Source organism: Thalassospira sp. UBA1131 (assembly GCF_002311515.1).
Lineage (GTDB): Bacteria > Pseudomonadota > Alphaproteobacteria > Rhodospirillales > Thalassospiraceae > Thalassospira.
The window spans coordinates 1,981-21,734 of sequence record NZ_DCAO01000093.1 but is presented as its reverse complement, the minus strand read 5'-3'; the positions used below and the strand labels follow the sequence as shown (position 1 = coordinate 21,734).

16 protein-coding genes are annotated in these 19,754 nt (G+C 54.0%); 8 read left to right on the top strand and 8 right to left on the bottom strand.

Features of this window, described 5'->3' with window-relative positions; all coding sequences use genetic code 11:
• The 6 genes from topA to B3Z49_RS14135 form a co-directional block, all read right to left on the bottom strand.
• A partial coding sequence (topA, locus tag B3Z49_RS14160; RefSeq protein ID WP_296992026.1) for a type I DNA topoisomerase occupies window positions 1-2,594 on the bottom strand: 2,594 nt, incomplete at its 3' end.
• 170 nt (window positions 2,595-2,764) lie between these two features.
• A complete protein-coding gene (gene dprA / locus B3Z49_RS14155; RefSeq protein WP_296992025.1) occupies window positions 2,765-3,985 on the bottom strand; it encodes a DNA-processing protein DprA in 1,221 nt (406 codons plus the stop codon).
• Between the two features lie 120 nt (window positions 3,986-4,105).
• The gene (plsY, locus tag B3Z49_RS14150) at window positions 4,106-4,756 is read right to left on the bottom strand and encodes a glycerol-3-phosphate 1-O-acyltransferase PlsY (RefSeq protein WP_296992024.1); all 651 of its coding nucleotides are present in this window, start codon (window positions 4,754-4,756) and stop codon (window positions 4,106-4,108) included.
• 1 nt (window position 4,757) lies between these two features.
• The gene (locus B3Z49_RS14145; RefSeq protein ID WP_296992023.1) at window positions 4,758-6,080 is read right to left on the bottom strand and encodes a dihydroorotase; all 1,323 of its coding nucleotides are present in this window, start codon (window positions 6,078-6,080) and stop codon (window positions 4,758-4,760) included.
• Window positions 6,077-7,036: an aspartate carbamoyltransferase catalytic subunit gene (locus B3Z49_RS14140; protein WP_086013196.1), complete on the bottom strand. Its 960-nt coding sequence runs from the start codon at window positions 7,034-7,036 to the stop codon at window positions 6,077-6,079. The genes B3Z49_RS14145 and B3Z49_RS14140 overlap by 4 nt, the downstream gene beginning before the upstream one ends.
• Before the next feature lie 175 nt (window positions 7,037-7,211).
• Window positions 7,212-8,135, bottom strand: a complete 924-nt coding sequence (locus B3Z49_RS14135) for an AEC family transporter (RefSeq protein ID WP_296992021.1) — start codon at window positions 8,133-8,135, stop codon at window positions 7,212-7,214.
• A gap of 249 nt (window positions 8,136-8,384) precedes the next feature.
• Here B3Z49_RS14135 and B3Z49_RS14130 point away from each other — a divergent pair, with 249 nt between their 5' ends.
• Window positions 8,385-9,200 carry a VOC family protein gene (locus B3Z49_RS14130; RefSeq protein ID WP_296992020.1) on the top strand — a complete coding sequence of 272 codons (816 nt, stop codon included), beginning with the start codon at window positions 8,385-8,387 and terminating at the stop codon, window positions 9,198-9,200.
• Between the two features lie 59 nt (window positions 9,201-9,259).
• Here B3Z49_RS14130 and ruvX read toward each other — a convergent pair whose 3' ends face one another.
• The gene (ruvX, locus tag B3Z49_RS14125; protein ID WP_008890778.1) at window positions 9,260-9,784 is read right to left on the bottom strand and encodes a Holliday junction resolvase RuvX; all 525 of its coding nucleotides are present in this window, start codon (window positions 9,782-9,784) and stop codon (window positions 9,260-9,262) included.
• A gap of 445 nt (window positions 9,785-10,229) precedes the next feature.
• On the opposite strand from ruvX, the gene B3Z49_RS14120 reads away from it, so the two are divergent.
• The 7 genes from B3Z49_RS14120 (at window position 10,230) to gatB (ending at window position 19,056) form a co-directional block, all read left to right on the top strand.
• A complete protein-coding gene (locus tag B3Z49_RS14120) occupies window positions 10,230-11,333 on the top strand; it encodes an ABC transporter ATP-binding protein (RefSeq protein ID WP_008890777.1) in 1,104 nt (367 codons plus the stop codon).
• 84 nt (window positions 11,334-11,417) lie between these two features.
• Window positions 11,418-12,536 (top strand): extracellular solute-binding protein, encoded by a 1,119-nt coding sequence (locus tag B3Z49_RS14115; RefSeq protein ID WP_120224820.1) that lies wholly within the window; start codon window positions 11,418-11,420, stop codon window positions 12,534-12,536.
• 188 nt (window positions 12,537-12,724) lie between these two features.
• Window positions 12,725-14,314 (top strand): ABC transporter permease, encoded by a 1,590-nt coding sequence (locus B3Z49_RS14110; protein ID WP_296992015.1) that lies wholly within the window; start codon window positions 12,725-12,727, stop codon window positions 14,312-14,314.
• 4 nt (window positions 14,315-14,318) lie between these two features.
• Window positions 14,319-15,539: an ABC transporter permease gene (locus tag B3Z49_RS14105; protein WP_040823753.1), complete on the top strand. Its 1,221-nt coding sequence runs from the start codon at window positions 14,319-14,321 to the stop codon at window positions 15,537-15,539.
• Between the two features lie 290 nt (window positions 15,540-15,829).
• A complete protein-coding gene (gatC, locus tag B3Z49_RS14100) occupies window positions 15,830-16,120 on the top strand; it encodes an Asp-tRNA(Asn)/Glu-tRNA(Gln) amidotransferase subunit GatC (RefSeq protein WP_008890773.1) in 291 nt (96 codons plus the stop codon).
• A complete protein-coding gene (gatA, locus tag B3Z49_RS14095; RefSeq protein ID WP_296992011.1) occupies window positions 16,120-17,598 on the top strand; it encodes an Asp-tRNA(Asn)/Glu-tRNA(Gln) amidotransferase subunit GatA in 1,479 nt (492 codons plus the stop codon). The genes gatC and gatA overlap by 1 nt, the downstream gene beginning before the upstream one ends.
• Window positions 17,599-17,601: 3 nt before the next feature.
• Window positions 17,602-19,056, top strand: a complete 1,455-nt coding sequence (gene gatB, locus B3Z49_RS14090; RefSeq protein WP_296992009.1) for an Asp-tRNA(Asn)/Glu-tRNA(Gln) amidotransferase subunit GatB — start codon at window positions 17,602-17,604, stop codon at window positions 19,054-19,056.
• 56 nt (window positions 19,057-19,112) lie between these two features.
• Here the strand turns inward: gatB and B3Z49_RS14085 are convergent, their stop codons facing one another.
• Window positions 19,113-19,664 carry an NADPH-dependent FMN reductase gene (locus B3Z49_RS14085; RefSeq protein WP_296992007.1) on the bottom strand — a complete coding sequence of 184 codons (552 nt, stop codon included), beginning with the start codon at window positions 19,662-19,664 and terminating at the stop codon, window positions 19,113-19,115.
• Window positions 19,665-19,754: the final 90 nt, after the last annotated feature.

Genomic DNA, 19,754 nt, shown 5'->3' with positions numbered 1-19,754 from the left:
GGTTTCTTTGCAGCCGTTTTCTTTTTCGCAGGGGCTTTTTTCTTTGCCGTTGCGGTTTTGGTTGCCGTTTTCTTGGTCGTTTTGCCCGACTTGGCTTCCTTTTCCTTGATGGCCTTGATGGCCATTTCAAGGGTGATGTCATCACGTTCTACATCGCGGATATTGGCGATGGTTTTCTTGTGCTTAACAAACGGTCCCCAGCGGCCAACGGCGACAAAGATCGGTTCACCATCATCGGGATGCTTGCCGATTTCCGTGCCAGACTTTTCACGCTTATCCGCGATCAGGGTGATCGCCCGGTTTTCACCGATCGTCAGAACATCATCGTCGGCCTTGAGCGAGGCAAAAATGCTACCTGCCTGAACATACGGACCGAAACGACCGATATTGGCCTTCATTTCCTCGCCAGTATCGGGATAAATCCCGACAACACGCGGCAGAGTCAGAAGCTCTTCGGCCTTGGTCAGGTCAACGACGGATGGCTCCAATCCCTTGGGCAGGGATGTGCGTTTCGGTTTGACCTTTTTCGGCTTGCCGTTCTTGCCTTCGACTTCCTCTTCCTCGCCAAGCTGGACGTAGACGCCATACGGGCCTTTTCGAAGGGTGATCTCCTTGCCTGTTTCCTTATCAATGCCAAGGACTTTTGGGCCGGAATCAAGTTCGGACTCGGAGCCGTTTTCATTGGCAACGAGCGGCCGGGTATAATTGCATTCCGGATAGTTCGAGCAGCCCAGGAAGGCGCCAAACTTGCCGAGCTTGAGGCTCAGTGTCCCATCCGTGCATTTCGGGCATTTATGCGGGTCTGTTCCGTCTTCGCGCGGCGGAAACAGATAGTTTTCCAGCATCACCTGAAGGGCATCAAGGACGTCAGTGATCTTGAGTTCCTTGGCCTCGTCGACATTGCCTTTGAACGACTTCCAGAAATCCTTGAGAACGTCTTTCCATTCCAGCTTGCCCATGGAAACTTCATCAAGCTGGTTTTCCAGATCGGCGGTGAAGTTGTACTGCACATAGCGTTCAAAGAATTTCGACAGGAAGGCGGTTACCAGACGACCACGGTCCTGTGCGACGAAACGGCGACGTTCCAGCAACACATAGTTCCGGTCCTGAAGAACCGAAATGATCGACGCATAGGTCGACGGACGGCCAATGCCGAGTTCTTCCATCTTCTTGACCAGGCTCGCCTCGGTATAGCGGGGCGGCGGCTGGGTGAAGTGCTGATCAATGCTGACTTTGCCAAGATCAGGCTTCTGGCCTTCTTTTAGCGGCGGCAGGCGACGATCATTTTCGTCCTCGGCCTCGTCATCCTTGCCTTCCTGATAAAGCTTCAGGAAGCCGTCAAACTTCACAACAGAGCCATTTGCACGCAGAACCACGTGATTGTCATTCGATGACAAATCAACTGCGACCTGATCGAAACGGGCATCTTCCATCTGACACGCCACGGTACGTTTCCAGATCAGGGTGTAAAGCGCTAGCTGGTCCTTATCAAGGTGACGCGAAACCTGTTCAGGACGACGGAAAAGATCGGTCGGGCGGACAGCTTCGTGGGCTTCCTGTGCGTTCTTGGCCTTGTTGGCAAAGCTGCGTGCGTTGGCCGGAAGATACTGATCACCGTAATCCTTGCCAATCAGACGGCGTGCGGCGGCGAGGGCTTCCTGTGAAAGCACCACGGCATCGGTACGCATATAGGTGATCAGACCAACCGTTTCGCCACCGATGTCGACACCTTCATAAAGGCGCTGGGCGAGCTGCATGGTGCGTTTCGCGCCAAAGCCAAGCTTACGCGATGCTTCCTGCTGCAGTGTCGATGTGGTGAAGGGGGGCTGCGGACGCCGTTTGACGTCTTTGCGCTCAACCTTTGAAACGGTGTAGCTGCGGCTTTCGACCTTTTCCTTGGCGATCTTGGCGGCACTTTCATCACCAAGTGCCAGCTTATCAAGCTTTTCGCCATTCAGATGGGTCAGACGTGCGGAAAACTTGCCCTCGGGAACGGCAAAGCCAGCTTCAAGCGACCAATATTCGTCGGGTTTGAAGGCTTCTATCTCAATCTCGCGTTCGCAAATCAGGCGGAGCGCAACTGATTGCACGCGGCCAGCCGAACGCGAACCGGGCAGTTTGCGCCACAGAACCGGAGACAGGTTAAAGCCGACAAGATAATCAAGCGCACGGCGCGCCAGATAGGCATCCACCAGTTCCTGATTAAGTTCGCGCGGATTGGCGATGGCTTCGGTGACAGCTTTCTTGGTGATCTCGTGAAACACGACGCGATGGACATCGCGACCGCGGAGCAGCTTTTTCTGCTCGAGAACTTCAAGAATATGCCAGGAAATGGCTTCACCTTCGCGATCCGGGTCAGTCGCGAGGTAGATGGTGTCAGAGTCACGTGCCGCCGAAGCAATTTCCTTGATCTGCTTTTCGGAACGGCCATCGGTTTCCCAGACCATTGAAAAATCATTGTCGGTATCGACCGAACCATCCTTGGACGGCAGATCACGGATATGACCAAACGAGGCCAGTACCTTATAATCGTCGCCGAGATATTTATTGATCGTCTTGGCTTTGGCCGGGGATTCGACGATGACAAGATTCATTACGTTTTTCGTGTCCGGTTCTTGCGCCCGAAGGCGGTCATTATGCTGTGTGGTCCGTAACCTGAAAGTCTGCACACATATATTATAGTGTGTCGCTGTTTTTCAGATCAAATTGCGCAAATTGCGGCAAATCACAACAATATTTGTCACATCCATATCCGACGCGACTCTCATTTGGCGATACGCGATACCCTATTTCCGGGGTGACGTTCAACCCTTCCTGCGAGTTCGAGCTCAATCAAAATTGTCGAAACCTGCTCGGCGGGCAAGTCAGACGTACGAATGAGTTCATCAATCAGAAGGGGGCTAGCAGACAGCAAATCAAAGATTTCTTCCATCTCATTGACGGAGTCTTCGTTGGTGTCGGTATCGTCAGAAAATTCTTTTACTTCAATTGTTTGTGAGGGTTTCTTTTCTCCCATAATGATCGCATCTTGTTCCAGTGATGCTGTTATCTCCTGATATGCCTCGGCTGAGGTGTCAGGGCGTGCGTCGCGCGCAGCTGTGTTGAAGGTGTGATTTTGTTCAAACAGGTGACTGTTTTGCTCGGCGGTTCGAAGGGCATCCAGAATTACGTCGGCAGAGTCGCACAAGATTGCACCGTCACGGATCAAACTGTTCGGACCAGCTGCGCGCGGATCGGTCGGGGAGCCCGGAACGGCAAACACATCGCGCCCTTGTTCGGCGGCAAAGCGGGCGGTGATAAGCGATCCGGAATTCCGCCCGGCCTCGATGACAACCGTTCCAAATGACAGGCCGGAAATGATGCGGTTGCGGCGTGGAAAGTGCCTTGCCTGTGGTTGAAGGCCGGGCGGCATTTCTGACACCACACAACCCTGTTCGCAGAGTTGCGTATAAAGGTCTTGATGTTCGCGGGGATAAACGACATCCACACCGCCACCCAGAACAGCAATCGTACCACCGCCTGCATTATGGTTGCTTTGCAAGGCCGCCGCATGGGCTGCGCCATCAATGCCGCGTGCCATGCCTGACACAACCACATAGCCCGCGTTTACGAGCTCATGACTGATTTTACGGGCAAATCCGCATCCCGTTGCCGAAGCATTGCGCGCACCAACGATCCCGATGGCGGCTTTGCCAAGAAGCTCAATCCGTCCGATGGCATAAAAATAGGGCGGGGCATCATCAATTCGCGCCAGAAGTGCCGGATATTCCGGGTCGCCGAAAATGATCGGTCGGGCGCGCGATGCCTTCGCGGCTTCAATTTCCGCAACCGTTTCGTCGCGACTGGCAATTTTGATCTTTCGCGTGGTCTTTGCTTGGGCAATTACATCGGGCAGGGCATCAATGGCATTTCGGCCTGAACCAAATCGTTCCAGCAATTTGCGAAAGGTGACCGGTCCGACATTGGTGCTGCGCGCCAGTCGCATGCGTGCCAGACGCTCCGATTGCGATAATCGCGATGGTTGTTGGTTGGGTAAATGCATAACGCCCGGATTGTGGTCATCCGGGCGTTATTTCGTCAAGCTATTCGAAGGGGCAACTTGCGCCTATGCAGCAGGCGTTTCTTCGTCAGCCTGCTTTTTCTTCTGGCCGATCTTGGGCTCTTCGCCGCGGATCAGGCGTTTGATATTGGCGTGATGGGCAAGCCAGACAATCACAGCCAAGAATACACCAAGCCACCCGGCACCAGGATCATTGGCGATGAAGAACGCCGCCAACGGGGCTGCGATCATGGCGATGAGTGCCGAAAGCGAAGAAATCCGGAAAATCAGCGCCATGACCAACCACGTCAGCGCCGCACAAAGGCCCATGATCCAGTTGACGGCGGCAAGCGTGCCAAGGGTGGTCGCAACCCCTTTGCCGCCCTTGAAACGCAGCCAAATCGGGAACATGTGGCCAATAACAGCGGCACCACCGGCAAAGATGCCTTGCTCCGCACCATAAAGGTGGGTGAACAGCAGGGCGGCAAAGGCGCCTTTGCCTGCATCGCCGATAAGGGTCAGGAAGGCCAATCCCTTGCGACCTGTACGCAGAACGTTGGTTGCGCCGATATTGCCGGAACCAATCTGGCGGATGTCGCCAAGTCCCGCCATGCGGGTCAGAACCAGACCAAACGGGATAGAGCCCAACAGGTACCCACAGACCGTCGCAACCTGGAGCGACATCAACATTGCCTTATAGGTGGCATCAAGTTCCATTTCAGGCACCTTCCGAGAAGACTTCGCGGCCATCAATCAGGGTGCGCAGAACGCGTCCCTGCGTCAGACGGCCGTCAAACGGTGAATTTTTCGATTTCGAATGGAACTGGTAAGGATCAATTTTCCACGGGCGATCCGGATCAAAGATCACCAGATCGGCCGCAGTTCCTTCTGCCAGTGTTCCGGCCCCTTTGATGCGAACCAGTTCGGCTGGGGTGCGGGTCAGTTTGGTAATCACATCGAGCAGCGACATATGCCCGTTGTGATAAAGTTCCAACGCCATCGGAAGCAGCGTTTCAAACCCGACAGCACCGGCAGCGGCCTGCGCAAAGGGCAGGCGTTTGGAGTCAGCATCTTGCGGGTTGTGGTCCGATGCAATGGCATCAACCGTGCCATCGGCAAGGCCAGCAACAATCGCCTGTCGGTCATCTTCGGAGCGAAGCGGCGGTGACAACTTGGCAAAGGTTCGGTAATCCGAAACCGCATTCTCGTTCAGCGCGAAATAGGGCGGTGCAGTATCGCAGGTGACTTTAAGCCCGCGCTTCTTCGCCTTGCGGATCACTTCAACCGATTCACCTGTCGAAATATGGGCGAAATGCAGACGCCCGCCGGTCATTTCAACCAGTCGCAAGTCGCGTTCGATCTGAATGACTTCGGCCAGTGGCGAAACACCCGACAGGCCAAGGCGGGTTGCCAGTTCGCCGCTATTCATCGACGCACCCTTGGAAAGCTCGGGCTCTTCCGGGTGCTGGACGATCATGCCATCAAAGAATGTCGAATAGGACAGGGCCTGGCGCAGCAGGCGTGCACTGGCGATGGTCTTGATCCCGTCGCAAAAGGCAACCGCACCGGCCTGATGAAGCAGGCCCATCTCGGTGATTTCCTGCCCTTCGATGCCCTTGGATACTGCGCCATAGACAAATACCTTGGCCAAGCCAACCTTGCGGGCACGACGGGCAATGAATTCAACACCGGCCACGTCATCAATCACCGGATCGGTGTTGGGCAGGGCAATAATGGTGGTAACGCCACCGATCGCCGCAGATTTGCCAGCGGTTTCGATGGTTTCCTGATGCTCAAATCCCGGTTCACGCAATTGGGCGCGCATATCAACCAGACCCGGTGCTAAACATGCACCGCCAAGGTCAATGACCTCAAAACCATCGGGAACAGTACCTTCGGTGATTTCCGGGCCACTTTTGGCAATGGTGTCATCTTCGATCAGGAGGCCGCCGGTTTCATCGGTTTGTTTGACCGGATCAAGCAGCCTGGCATTGATGAAGGCTTTTTTGCCTGCACCTTTGGCGCGAATGGCGGGGCTCATGCCTGACCTCCGATCTTTCTGTGGTTCTGCACAAGCAATTCAAGCGCTGCCATGCGCACAGCGACGCCCATTTCGACCTGTTCGCGGATGACGGAACGTTCAACGTCATCAGCAACTTCGCTGTCGATCTCGACACCGCGGTTCATCGGGCCGGGATGCATGATCAGCGCATCTGGTTTGGCGTTGGCAAGCTTTGCACGATCAAGCCCGTGGAAATGGAAGTACTCGCGCACAGACGGGATGAAGCTGCCTTCCATGCGTTCCAGCTGCAGACGCAGCATCATGACGATGTCGCAGTCTTTCAGGCCTTCTTCCATGTTGTGGAAAATTTCGACACCCATTCGGTCGATCTTCGACGGGATCAGGGTTGGCGGGGCGACAAGCCGTACACGCGATCCCATGGTATTCAAAAGCAGGATATTCGAACGTGCGACACGCGAATGAGCGATATCGCCACAGATCGCAACATTCAGGCGATGCAGACGTCCCTTGTGGCGGCGGATGGTCAGGGCATCAAGAAGTGCCTGGGTCGGGTGTTCATGGCGACCGTCGCCCGCATTCAAAACCGCACAATTGACCTTTTCGCTCAGAAGCTTGACCGCGCCACTATCGCCATGGCGAACGACTAGTGCATCCGGGTTCATGGCATTAAGGGTCATTGCCGTATCAATCAGGGTTTCGCCCTTTTTGACCGAGCTCGTGCCCACCGTCATGTTGATAACATCAGCCCCCAGACGTTTGGCAGCCAGTTCAAACGATGTCAGCGTCCGGGTGGAGTTTTCGTAAAACAGATTAACAACTGTCGCGCCGGCCAGAATATTGCTGGTCTTGTCTGCGGAGCGGTTTTTTTCCGCATAGTGCTGGGCGCGGTCCAGAATAAGGGTGATTTCCCCGGGGGTCAGACCCTCGATCCCGAGGAGGTGTGGGTGCGGATAATGATCCGCCGCTGGTCCCATGACGCTCATGGCGTTGCACATTTCCCTTGGATGATCTTTGAAAAATTTCGGGCGGAGCATAACGAATTGGCCCTGTCACGAAAAGTTAAATATTGCCGGTAATGCCGATGCAATCGCTTCAAATTTCCTGACTGATCGGTCAGGTTTCAGGCGGCGAAGGCCAGACGATCGGCGATCAGACGGCCTGGGTCAAAATGGCGATCACCGGCATGGTGATAATGGCAAGCAGGGTATGAACGGTGATGATACTGGCCATCATCTGTGCATCGCCCCCCATCAGACGCGCAAGAACATAGGCACTGGCAGAGCAGGGCAGTGCCGCATAAAGCACCACCGCAGCAAGTTCGATATCGGGCAGTCCCAGCATAAGACACAGACCCGCTGCAATCGCAGGGCTCAACACCAGTTTTCCAATGCTCGAAACTCCGACCGGGAAACCTGCGCGCCGTGCAGCCGAAAGATCAAGCCCGGCACCAACGGCAAGCAGGCCGATGGGCAGGGCCGCGCGTCCAAGTACCTCAAGGAAGGGGCCAATGATCGGCGGTAAGCCAATCCCCAGAACGTTAAACAGGCTGCCCAGCACGCATGCCATCAAAAGCGGATTTTTTGCCACATCACGCAGCAATGATAGAACGCCGGGCTTGCGATCATTTTCACCCAGATGGGCACAAGCCAACACAGATATCACGTTAACTGTCGGCACGACCAATGCGACGCAAAGGGCAGTAACGGTTAGTCCGTGCGTGCCAAGCAGGGCCGCCGCAACGGCAAGCCCGATATAGGTGTTTGGTCGAATGGCGCCTTGCACCAGCGATGAAAATGTTGGTGCCGAAACCTTCAAAACGGGGCGCGCCAAAAGGATCAGAACCGTACAGATCGCAATCGTGCCAAGCATTGCTGTTGCAATCCCCAACAGCGGCAGGCTGCCAAGGTCTGCTTTGGCGGTGTTGGAAAAAAGAAGGGCCGGGAAGGTGATGAAATAAGTCAGTTTCTCTGCACCTGGCCAAAAACTGTCGGGCAGGAAACGCCGTTCACGCAGCACATACCCGACAACGATCAGGGCAAAGGTCGGCAGAAGTGCTGAGAGAATGGCAAGCATCAGGTGGCTTTCATCACGTAATGAAGAAGAACATTCAACGTCACCATACTGTTATCATCGATCTGAGCAGGGTGAAATACGCTCGGAATATCTAATTGGCATAGATGACTAAAATTCAGTTGGTGTCGAGTTGTTCTTTGCCGGTCTTTTCCGATGTGATAGTCAGCACATCCAACCGGTTTTGGCGTCGATAGACTGTTTGTTCTGCAAAGTCGTCCAGCTCGCTGAATGTTCAAGGAAAGGGACGCCATGTCACGCGCGATTGATCACATTGTATTATGTGTGAATGATCTTGATGCCACGATAGCTGTCTATACGCAGCTCGGATTCACCGTGACCCCGCGTGCAGTTCATCCCTTTGGTACCGGTAATGCCCTGATCCAGCTTGACGGCATGTATATCGAACTTCTTGCCGTGATTGATCCGGACAAGATTGCCGAAACCGACCTTGCCCAGCCATTTTCGTTTCCGATCTACAACCGTGACTATCTGCGTCATCGCGAAGGCATGTCGATGCTGGCCCTGCAATCGCGCGATGCCGAGCAGGACAGACAAAAATTTATCGCAGCCGGTGCCGCAGTGCCGCCGGTATTTCACTTTGAGCGCGATGCCAAGACGCCTGATGGTGAAACCGTCGGCGTTGCCTTTTCGTTGGCCTATGCCAACCATCCGCTGTTACGACATGCAGTGACGTTTGTGTGTCAACATCGTCATCCGGTGCAGAATTTCTATTTCCCTGACTATCAAAGCCATCAGAATGGCGCTGTTGCGATTGGCAAGGTTCTTGTTGATCATTGGGCGGCCGAAGCGGTGCGCGACTTTTATGAGGAAATCGGAGTCGATGCGATTGTTGATGCCTTGCATGGCGACGAACTGATTTCACGCTATGGCTTGGAGGATTCTGCATTCCCGACAGACGGATTTGCCGGCTTTGAGTTGATTGTCGATGACATCGCGAAAATTACCGATGCAGCTGTCGCAATGGGGGCTGTTGAAAAAGACGGCATGCTTATCATTCCGCCTTCACGGTTCTTCGGGGTGATGATGGTGATCAAAGCCAAATAAAAAGCTGCCTGAATGAACAGGCAGCTTTGATCTTGTTGGTCATGGCAGACTGACGGTTATCAGTCTTCTTCAGCCTCGATATCGTCATCGTCTGCTTCGGCGTTCTCGCCGGGATCGGTATGGCGGTTCAAGTGATCCAGCGCGCCTTGCAAGATATAGGCAGCAGCTGTCTTGTCGACGACTTCAGCGCGGCGTTTGCGGGTCATATCGACTTCTTCAATCAGAATACGCTCGACCGCGTTTGTTGACAGGCGCTCGTCCCACATCAAAACCGGCAGGTCGATATACTTTTCCATTTCGTCGATAAAGGCATAGACGCGATGGCACGCCTTGCCGATCGAACCGTCAAGTTCGCGCGGGAAGCCGATGATAATGCCGCCGACATTCTGTTTGTCGATAATCGACGAAAGCTGGGCAATATCGCGTGTGAACTTCTTTCGTGAAATCAGTTCATACGGTGAGGCAATCTGCAGCCCTACATCTGATAGGGCTACGCCAATTGTCTTGGTGCCCAAATCAAGGCCCAATACACGTGCTGCCGGTGGCAAGAACCGCAGCAATTCCTGTGTGTCATTGCAAATCATGGCGACCTTATAGGAGTCTTTTTGCGAAATTGCCAGCGCAAAGCAAATGTATCGTTTTCCGATTTATGGAAGAAACGACGCCGAGTTGAGTGTGTGAGCGCATTTTATTCTAAATGCAGCCAAGAATGGCGGACTTCCTAGCGTAAAAATCTTTCTGAATGATGAGGGGTTGAAGTGCCTCAGCAGGTTTGTTTTAATATCGCACTGCCGAAATTGATCGAAATCGAAATATGCAGGGCGAAACAGGCAGACCGAATGCGCAGATCATCTTGAGAGAAAGAAAACAGAAAGAGGCAGCGCACCTATTACACGTGAGTGTCGCAATGCTTCTATCCACGGGGTTCGGGAACCGTCATGCTCGACAGGTTCCAGTTGATTTCCGCATACAAAAATCACCAAAAGCGAAAACGCTGAACAAACAATGACAAATCAGGGGGTATAGGGTTTGGCCGACGGTGCATCAAATGAAGCGTTCGTTGAGTTTGAACGTGTACAGAAAAGTTATGACGGCGAGACACTCGTCGTTAAAGATCTCAACCTAACAATGCCTAAAGGCGAGTTCCTGACGATGCTCGGTCCGTCAGGGTCTGGCAAGACGACTTGTCTTATGATGCTTGCCGGCTTCGAAACCGCGACCCACGGCGATATCCGCCTTGGTGGCGTTTCGATCAACGATATCCCGCCGCACAAGCGTGGTATCGGCATGGTCTTCCAGAACTACGCGCTCTTCCCGCATATGACCATTGCCGAAAATCTGGCTTTCCCGCTTGAGGTCCGCAAATTGGGCAAAGCGGAACAGGAAGAGAAGGTCAAACGCGCACTCGATATGGTCGAAATGGGAAGCTTCGGTGGCCGTCGCCCGGCACAGCTTTCCGGCGGCCAGCAGCAGCGCGTCGCGTTGGCCCGTGCGCTCGTTTTCGAACCTGAACTGGTTCTGATGGATGAGCCGCTCGGTGCGCTTGATAAACAGCTTCGCGAAAAGATGCAGTTTGAAATCACGCATCTGGCCCATCAACTTGGCATTACCACGGTTTACGTCACCCACGACCAGACCGAGGCATTGACCATGTCCGACCGCGTCGCTGTGTTTGACGATGGCCGTATTCAGCAGCTTGCACCGCCAGATAAACTTTACGAACAGCCCGAAAACAGCTTTGTCGCGCAGTTCATTGGCGAAAACAACACGCTCGAAGGCGTCATCAAGGAAATCAAGGGCAACACCTGTGTTGTCCAGCTAGATGGCGGCGAAATCATTGATGCCGTTCCGGTCAATGTCAGCCAGGTGGGTGAACGTACACGCGTTTCGATCCGTCCTGAACGTGTTGAATACAACCGTGATCGCCTGCATGCAGATGCGCATACGCTCAAGGCCGAGGTGCTGGAATTCATCTATATGGGTGACATCTTCCGTACACGCCTGCGTGTGGCCGGCAATGATGAGTTTATCATCAAGACCAGGAACGCACCGGACCAGGTGCGTCTGAAGCCGGGTCAGGAAATCGAGATTGGCTGGCTTGCAGAAGATTGCCGCGCGCTTGACGCGTCGTAACTTTTAGTCAGGCAGATACAGGACCGGTACGCCCGGGTGCTGGTCCTCAACGAATAGTCCGGGAAACAATCAGGGAGTCTATTAATGCAGCTTATTAAAACCCTTACAGCATCAACAGCTTTGCTTGTTGTGGCGGCAGGCTCAGCCTATGCCGACGACCACATGGCGTCCGACATGACGCTGGTCAGCTGGGGCGGTGCCTATCAGAACAGCCAGATCAAGGCTTATGCTGAGCCTTATATGGAAATGAACCCGGGTGTTTCGATCACCTGGGATGAAAGCTCGAACGAAGCCGTTGCAAAACTGCGTGCAATGAACGAAGCCAACAACGTGACCTGGGATCTGGTTGACGTGGTTGCTGCTGATGCAATGCGCCTTTGCGATGAAGGCCTCGCAATGGAAATCGACCCGAACGAAGTTCTTGCAGAAGCGCCGGATGGCACCTCGGCAGAAGATGACTTTGGTGATCTCCTCGTAAGTGACTGCTTCATCCCGCAGATCGTTTATTCGACCACGTTTGGTTACCGTGAAGACATGGTTCCGGCTGGAACTCCGGCACCGACCGATATCTGTGCCCTGTTTGACACCGAAACCTATCCGGGCATGCGTTCGCTTGAAAAACGCCCGATCAACAACATGGAATGGGCTCTGCTCTGCGATGGTGTTGCCAAGGACGAAGTTTACAGCGTTCTTGAAACCCCGGAAGGTCAGCAGCGCGCTCTTGATAAGCTGGCAACCATCAAAGACAGTGTTATTTGGTGGAGTGCTGGTGCAGACACCCCGCAGCTTCTGGCTGACGGCGAAGTCTTCATGGGTTCGACCTACAACGGTCGTCTGTTCTCCGCAATCGAAGAACAGGATCAGCCGATCGCCATGCTTTGGGACGCGCAGGTCTTTGACCTTGACGGTTGGATCATTCCGTCCGGTCTTCCGGAAGAGCGTCTGAACCGCGTTCTGGACTTCGTGAAGTTCGCAACCGACACCCAGCGTCTTGCTGACCAGGCTGCTTACATCTCGTACGGTCCGGCTCGTTTCTCCTCGGCTCCGCTCGTTGGTAAGCACGCCGAACTCGGTATCGACATGGCTCCGCACATGCCGACCGATCCGGCAAACGCCAAGAACACGTTCCTCTATAACTACGAGTTCTGGGCTGACTACCGTGACGACATCGATGCCAAATTCCAGGCTTGGCTTGCTCAATAAGAGCTAAGGGTAGGGGGCCGTTCGCGGCCCCCTTTACCGACCAATTCGCTAAACAATAAATTGTCGGTCGAAACAATAGACCGAAAACACCGGGGCAGGCTTACGGGGGCGTAATGGGTGATACATCTCAAGAAGTAGTGTTAGCTGCTGATGGCAGACCGCTAAAACAAAGTCTACGAAGGGCATTGATGCGCCAGAAAATGCGCGCGCTCATGCTGGTTGCGCCACTTTTGATCTTTGTGGTCGTGACTTTTATCGTACCGATTCTCTCGATGCTTTTCCGGTCGGTTGAAAACGACATTGTGCCGAATACGATCCCGGGAACCGTGATTGCGCTTTCCCAGTGGGATGGATCAAGCGGGGAACCGCCGCACGAAAACGTTTACCGCAATCTTTACATTGATTTATTCAAGGCAGAGGAAGCTAAACAGCACACCCGTCTTGGTTCTCGCCTGAACTACGAGCAATCCGGATTGTCATCCTTGTTCCGGACCACGGGGCGGTCGCTTGATGATATCGGTGAGCTTTGGCAGGATCCGCTTGAAGACATCGATCCGAACTTCGAAGAAGGTTCTTTCTGGTTCGAAATGATGTCGGGCTCAGGTGGCGAAGATTTCCTTGAAACACGCCGCGAACTGATGGCGCTGATGTCTGATGAAGACATGAATGGTGATGTCGGCTTTGTGCCGTCGGAAGAAATCATTCAATTGCTGCCCTGGACCGCACGTGCCTATACCGACTTTGCGTTGTGGGCCGCGATCCGCGATGGCGACACTGTTGCCGAGGAAGATCCGTGGGAGTCCGTTTATGGCGCCCTTGGTATGGACCTGACCAACCCTGATACGGTTTCGGCGATCAACAGCTATAACGGTGCGGGCGCAAGCGCCTTGCAGGCGGCTGCTGCGAATATTGATCAGCTTCCGCAATTCGGTTTCCGCGAGGCGTTCACCGAAGAAGACAAAGATTGGGGCTCAGCTGATATCTGGGCAACCATCAAGCTCTATTCGCCAAGCATGACACCGGGTTACTTCCTGAATTCCGTCGATATGACGCTGACGCCTGACGGGATCGTGATGAAGCCGGAAAATCAGCAGATTTATACGACGCTGTTCATGCGCACACTGATCATGGCGTTGATCATTACCGCAAGCTGCATTGTTCTTGGCTATCCGGTGGCATGGTTGCTTGCCAATCTGCCGATGCGTACGGCAAGTATCCTGATGATTTTGGTTCTGCTGCCGTTCTGGACGTCGCTTTTGGTGCGAACCTCGGCCTGGAAGGTCTTGTTACAGCAGCAAGGGGTGATCAACGAAATCCTTGTCTGGCTTGGCTTCGTTAATGATGCCGATCGCCTTGTTCTGATGAATAACGCAACAGGTACGGTCATTGCGATGACGCACATCCTGCTGCCGTTCATGATCCTGCCGCTGTATTCGGTGATGAAAACCATTCCGCCAAGCTATCAACGTGCGGCCAAGTCACTTGGTGCGACGAACTGGACGGCCTTCTGGCGTGTCTATTTCCCGCAATCGGTTCCGGGTATTGGTGCTGGTTCGATCCTCGTGTTCATTCTTGCGATCGGTTACTACATCACGCCGGAAATCGTTGGTGGTACGGATGGTGTCTTTATTTCCAACCGAATTGCCTATCATATTTCGAGTTCGCTCAACTGGGGCCTTGCGGCCGCACTCGGGTCCATCCTTCTCGTCGTCGTTCTTGGCCTGTACTGGTGCTATGACAAGATTGTGGGCATCGATAACGTGAAGTTGGGGGGCTAAGAACATGAATGAAGTAATCTCGTACGTAAGACGGCCCGAACTGATGACCTTCACGATGCCACTGGTGGCCTTGTTAGGGGCAATGTTCGGCTTCATTACCGGCAACATCTTTGGCAGCCCGTGGGTCGGGTTCGTCATCGGCGCTGTGGTCGGGGCGGCGCTGGCCTTTGTGTTCTCGAAAATCATCAAGGTGAAAAGCAAACAGAAAACGCTGGCAACTGGCGTGCTTTTCGGTGGCGTTGGCATGATTTTCGGCGGGCTTGGTGGCCTGTTTGGTGGCTTCCTTGTCGGTATTTCGATGGGCTGGTTTGCCAACTGGGTCGGGAGCGGTCGGTATCGTGCCGGTGTTCCGATCTATTACACGCCGGGTCAGGTTCTTTGGCACAACGCATTCCTGTTTATCTGTGCGTTTGTGTTCTTCTTCCTGATCGCGCCGCTTCTGCCAGTGATCTGGCTCAGCTTCAATGCCGAGAACTTCTTTACCTTCACGCCGGAAATGCTGAGCTTCAAGGCAGAAGGGTACAGCCTCAAGCATTATCGCGATTTCCTTGGGACCGATGAATGGATGGTGCCGCTCAAGAACTCCTTGATCATTGCGCCGATTGCGACGCTGATTTCGGTTTCTCTTGGCACCCTTGCCGCAATTGGCCTCAGCCAGTCGCACGTGCCGGGCCGTCAGGCGATGATGGCGGTGCTTATTTCACCGATGATCGTGCCGCTGATCATTTCGGCCACCGGCATGTTCTTCTTCTACGCGCCGCTGGGCAACTGGCTTGAGCTTAATCTCGGGCTCAACCAGGCATTTGTCGGCTATGTAAAGGTGATCCTGGCACACGCTGTTCTGGGTATTCCGTTTGTCATCATCACGGTCACCGCGACGTTGGTTGGCTTTGACAAGTCACTGACCCGTGCGGCGGCAAACATGGGGGCAAATCCGGTCACCACCTTCTTCAAGGTTCAGATGCCTCTGATCCTGCCAGGTGTGATTTCGGGCGGTCTGTTTGCCTTTATTACCTCGTTTGATGAAGTGGTTGTGGTCTTGTTTGTCGGTTCTGCCCGTCAGCAAACCCTTCCATGGCAGATGTATACCGGTCTGCGCGAACAGATCTCGCCGACCATTCTGGCAGCCGCGACGATCCTTGTATCTGTCTCGATCCTGCTGCTTCTGACCGTCGAACTGTTGCGTCGTCGTTCCGAACGTCTGCGTGGTATGAGCCCGGGCTAAGCCGATCTGGCATTCTGTCGCGTAACACGGGGCAGGACATAAATACGAAACAGGCCGGCAACATTCTTGTTGTCGGCCTGTTTGTTTTCATATCCCCGATCCGATCTGGGCAGGTGATATTTTCGCACCTGAGAGTTTTATCTGCCAGACAGCGCGACAACAGGCGTTCTTCGTTGCTTCGAACCCTTGCGGCAGGGGCGGCGGGGTGCTAGTTTCCGCGCTGTAATTCACGTTCTGGCAGATATCTCTCTGCCGGGTTTTTTGTCATTCCTTAAGAGAGACTTTCATCCATGTCGTCTTTGGATAAGGAAACAGTTCGCCGTATTGCCTATCTTTCGCGTATCAACGTGTCCGAAGAAGGCCTTTCCGAACTGGCGGGAGATTTGACCCGTATCCTCGATTTTGTCGAGGAACTGCAAGAAGTTGATGTTGAAGGCTGCGAGCCGCTGACATCTGTTGCCGATCTGACCCTGCCGCTGCGCAAGGACGAAGTCACCGATGGCAATATCCAGCAAAAAGTGCTGTCAAACGCACCGATGACCGATGCTGGCTGTTTTGTTGTGCCCAAGGTGGTTGAATAATGACTGATCTGACAAAGCTGACACTTGCAGAAGCCCGCGACGGGCTTGCAAAGGGTGATTATACCTCGGTCGAACTGACCGAAGCACACCTGAAATCGATGGACGCACATCGCAATCTGAATGCGTACATCACCGAAACCCCGGAAAAGGCCATGGAAATGGCCAAGGCATCCGATGCCAAGCGCGCCAAGGGCAGTGCTGGCAAAATGGAAGGCCTGCCGATTGCGGTTAAAGACCTGTTCTGCACCGAAGGTGTCCAGACCACGGCGGCATCGCATATCCTTGAAGGTTTCAAACCGGAATATGAATCCACTGTCACCAGCAACCTGTTTGGCAATGGTGCGGTGATGCTGGGCAAGGCGAACCTTGATGAGTTCGCCATGGGGTCGTCAAACACCTCGTCCTATTACGGCAACGTCATCAACCCGTGGAAAGACAAATCCGGCAAGGATCTGGTTCCGGGTGGCTCATCTGGTGGTTCGGCGGCGGCTGTTGCTGCCAACATGGCGCTGGCTGCTACCGGTACTGATACTGGTGGCTCGATCCGTCAACCGGCATCCTATTGCGGTATTGTTGGTCTGAAGCCGACCTATGGTCGTTGCTCGCGCTGGGGTATTGTTGCCTTCGCAAGCTCGCTTGATCAGGCTGGCCCGATGACCAAAACCGTTCGCGACGCGGCAATCATGCTGGGTTCGATGGCGGGTCACGATGCCAAGGACAGCACGTCTGCACCGATTGCTGTGCCTGATTTCGAGGCGGCCCTGACCGGTGACATCCGTGGCATGAAAATCGGTATTCCGAAGGAATATCGTGTTGATGGTATGCCGGAAGAAATCAGCAAGCTTTGGGATAACGGCGTTGCCATGCTGCGCGATGCCGGTGCCGAAGTTGTCGATGTTACCCTGCCGCACACCAAATATGCGCTGGGCACTTATTACATCGTCGCCCCGGCAGAGGCGTCCTCGAACCTTGCACGTTATGACGGCCTTCGTTACGGCCAGCGTGTCATGGATGACGGCGACAGCCTTGATGACATGTACATGAAGTCCCGTGCTGCCGGTTTCGGCAAGGAAGTCCAGCGCCGTATCATGATCGGTACCTATGTGCTGTCGGCAGGTTACTATGACGCCTATTACAACAAGGCGCTTAAAGTCCGTCGTCGCATTTATCAGGACTTCGAAGGTGCATTCGGTCAGGTCGATGCGATCCTGACCCCGACCGCACCGTCTGCGGCCTTTGCCATCGGTAAAAACGAAGGTGATCCGGTCAAGATGTATCTCAATGACGTCTTCACCGTTCCGGCAAGCCTTGCGGGTCTTCCGGGCATTTCGGTGCCGACCGGTCTTTCGGCCGAAGGATTGCCGCTGGGTCTTCAGCTGATTGGCAAGCCGTTTGATGAAGAAACCGTTCTGCGTGTTGGCGGCGTGCTCGAAAGTGCTGCCAACTTTACCGCAAAACCTGCCGGGCAGGAGGGCTGATCCATGAGCTATATTCTTGAAGGTTCTACCGGCCCGTGGGAAATCGTGGTTGGTCTTGAAGTCCACTGCCAGGTCATTTCCAAGTCCAAGCTGTTTTCAGGTGCTTCGACCAAGTTCGGTAACGAGCCCAACAGCAACGTCAGCCTCGTTGATGCGGCCATGCCGGGCATGCTTCCGGTCGTGAACGCAGAATGCGTGCGTCAGGCGGTTAAAACCGGTCTGGGTCTTAAGGCCAAGATCAACAAGGAAAGCGTTTTTGCCCGCAAAAACTATTTCTATGCCGATCTGCCGCAGGGTTACCAGATTTCGCAGTTCGACAAACCGATTGTCGGCGAAGGCACGATCATTCTGGATATGCCTGATGGTTCGACCAAGTCGGTTGGCATTGAACGCCTGCATCTTGAACAGGATGCCGGTAAGTCAATGCACGATCAGGACCCGAAATATTCGCATATCGACCTGAACCGTTCGGGTGTGGCGTTGATGGAAATCGTTTCCATGCCAGACATCCGTTCGCCGGAAGAAGCCGGTGCGTACCTGACCAAGCTGCGCGCGATTGTGCGTTACCTTGGTACGTGTGATGGCAACATGAACGAAGGCTCCATGCGTTGTGATGCCAACGTTTCTGTTCGTCGTCCGGGCGAAGGTTTTGGTACGCGTTGCGAGATCAAGAACGTCAACTCCATCCGTTTCGTGATGCAGGCGATTGAGATCGAAGCAAAACGCCAGATCGAAGTGATCGAAGGTGGCGGGGAAATCCAGCAGGAAACCCGTCTCTATGATCAGCGTCTGGGCGAAACCCGGGCCATGCGTTCGAAGGAAATGGCACATGATTATCGCTATTTCCCGGATCCGGATCTGCTTCCGCTGGTATTCGACGACGCGTTCATTTCGGAAATCGAAAAAGAACTGCCGGAACTGCCAGACGAGAAAAAGGCCCGCTTCATGCGTGAAAACGGTCTGTCGGCATATGATGCCGGTGTTCTTGTCGCCGAAAAGGAAAAGGCTGATTACTACGAAGTTGTTGCCAAGGGCCGCGATGGCAAACTGGCGGCAAACTGGGTGATCACCAACCTGTTCGGCGCGCTGAACAAGGCGGAAGTCGGTATTGCCGATAGCCCGGTAACGGCCGAAAACCTTGGCAAGCTGATCGATCTGATCTCTGATGACACCATTTCTGGCCGTATTGCCAAGGATGTCTTTGAAATCATGATCGAAACCGGCGGTGATCCGGAAAAGATCGTCGAGGAAAAAGGTCTCAAGCAGATCACCGATACCGGTGCGATTGAAACGGCAATTGACGAAGTCATTGCCGCGAACCCGGACAAGGTTGAAGAGATCCGTGCTGGTAAGGACAAAATGCTTGGCTGGTTTGTTGGTCAGGTCATGAAATCCACGGGTGGCAAGGCCAACCCAGGGATGGTCAACAAGCTGCTGCGCGATAAAATCCTCGGCTGATTGTAATCATCAGACCAAAGAAAAAGCCGCCCAAACGGGCGGCTTTTTTTGTATGACTAAATGGCGTGGTTTTGAATTTCGCTTGGCATAGCAGCCGTTAAGTGTCGAAGCGCGGTCTCAAGTAATGCCCGGCTGGATGGGTCGCGTAGGATATCATCAACGTCAAAGTTCTTTCCGTTCAGCGGGATGGTTATGCACGCTTCAATGATGATACGTGCATCCATGGTGCGAATGGTTTCAATCAATGCCGCCTGTGCGATTGTTGCCCGGCCGGACGCATTCAGGCAGGCGACCGGCTTTTGCATGAATTCGCCACTGGCCACCACCCAATCAAGGGCATTCTTGATCGCGCCGGTGACACCATGGGCATATTCGGGACTGGCGATCAGGACTGCATCCGCGCGGCGAAGTGCATCTCGAAACGCCGCGACATTGCGATCATCGGTATCTTCATTGTCCGGGTTAAAGATCGGAAGGTGGCCCAAGCCATCAAATAGATGAATGGTTGCACCATGGGAGCCTGCAACCTTTTGTGCCGCTTGAAGGAGCGTTCTGTTGATCGATGCTTGGCGAAGGCTTCCGCACAGGGCAGTGATATGAAAAGTCATTTTGTGCCGCTTTCAGTTTGTGGCGAGGGTTGCACAAACGAATGGGCAGGGTAAAGAAAAGCCGCCAGCATATTTTCAATACTGGCGGCT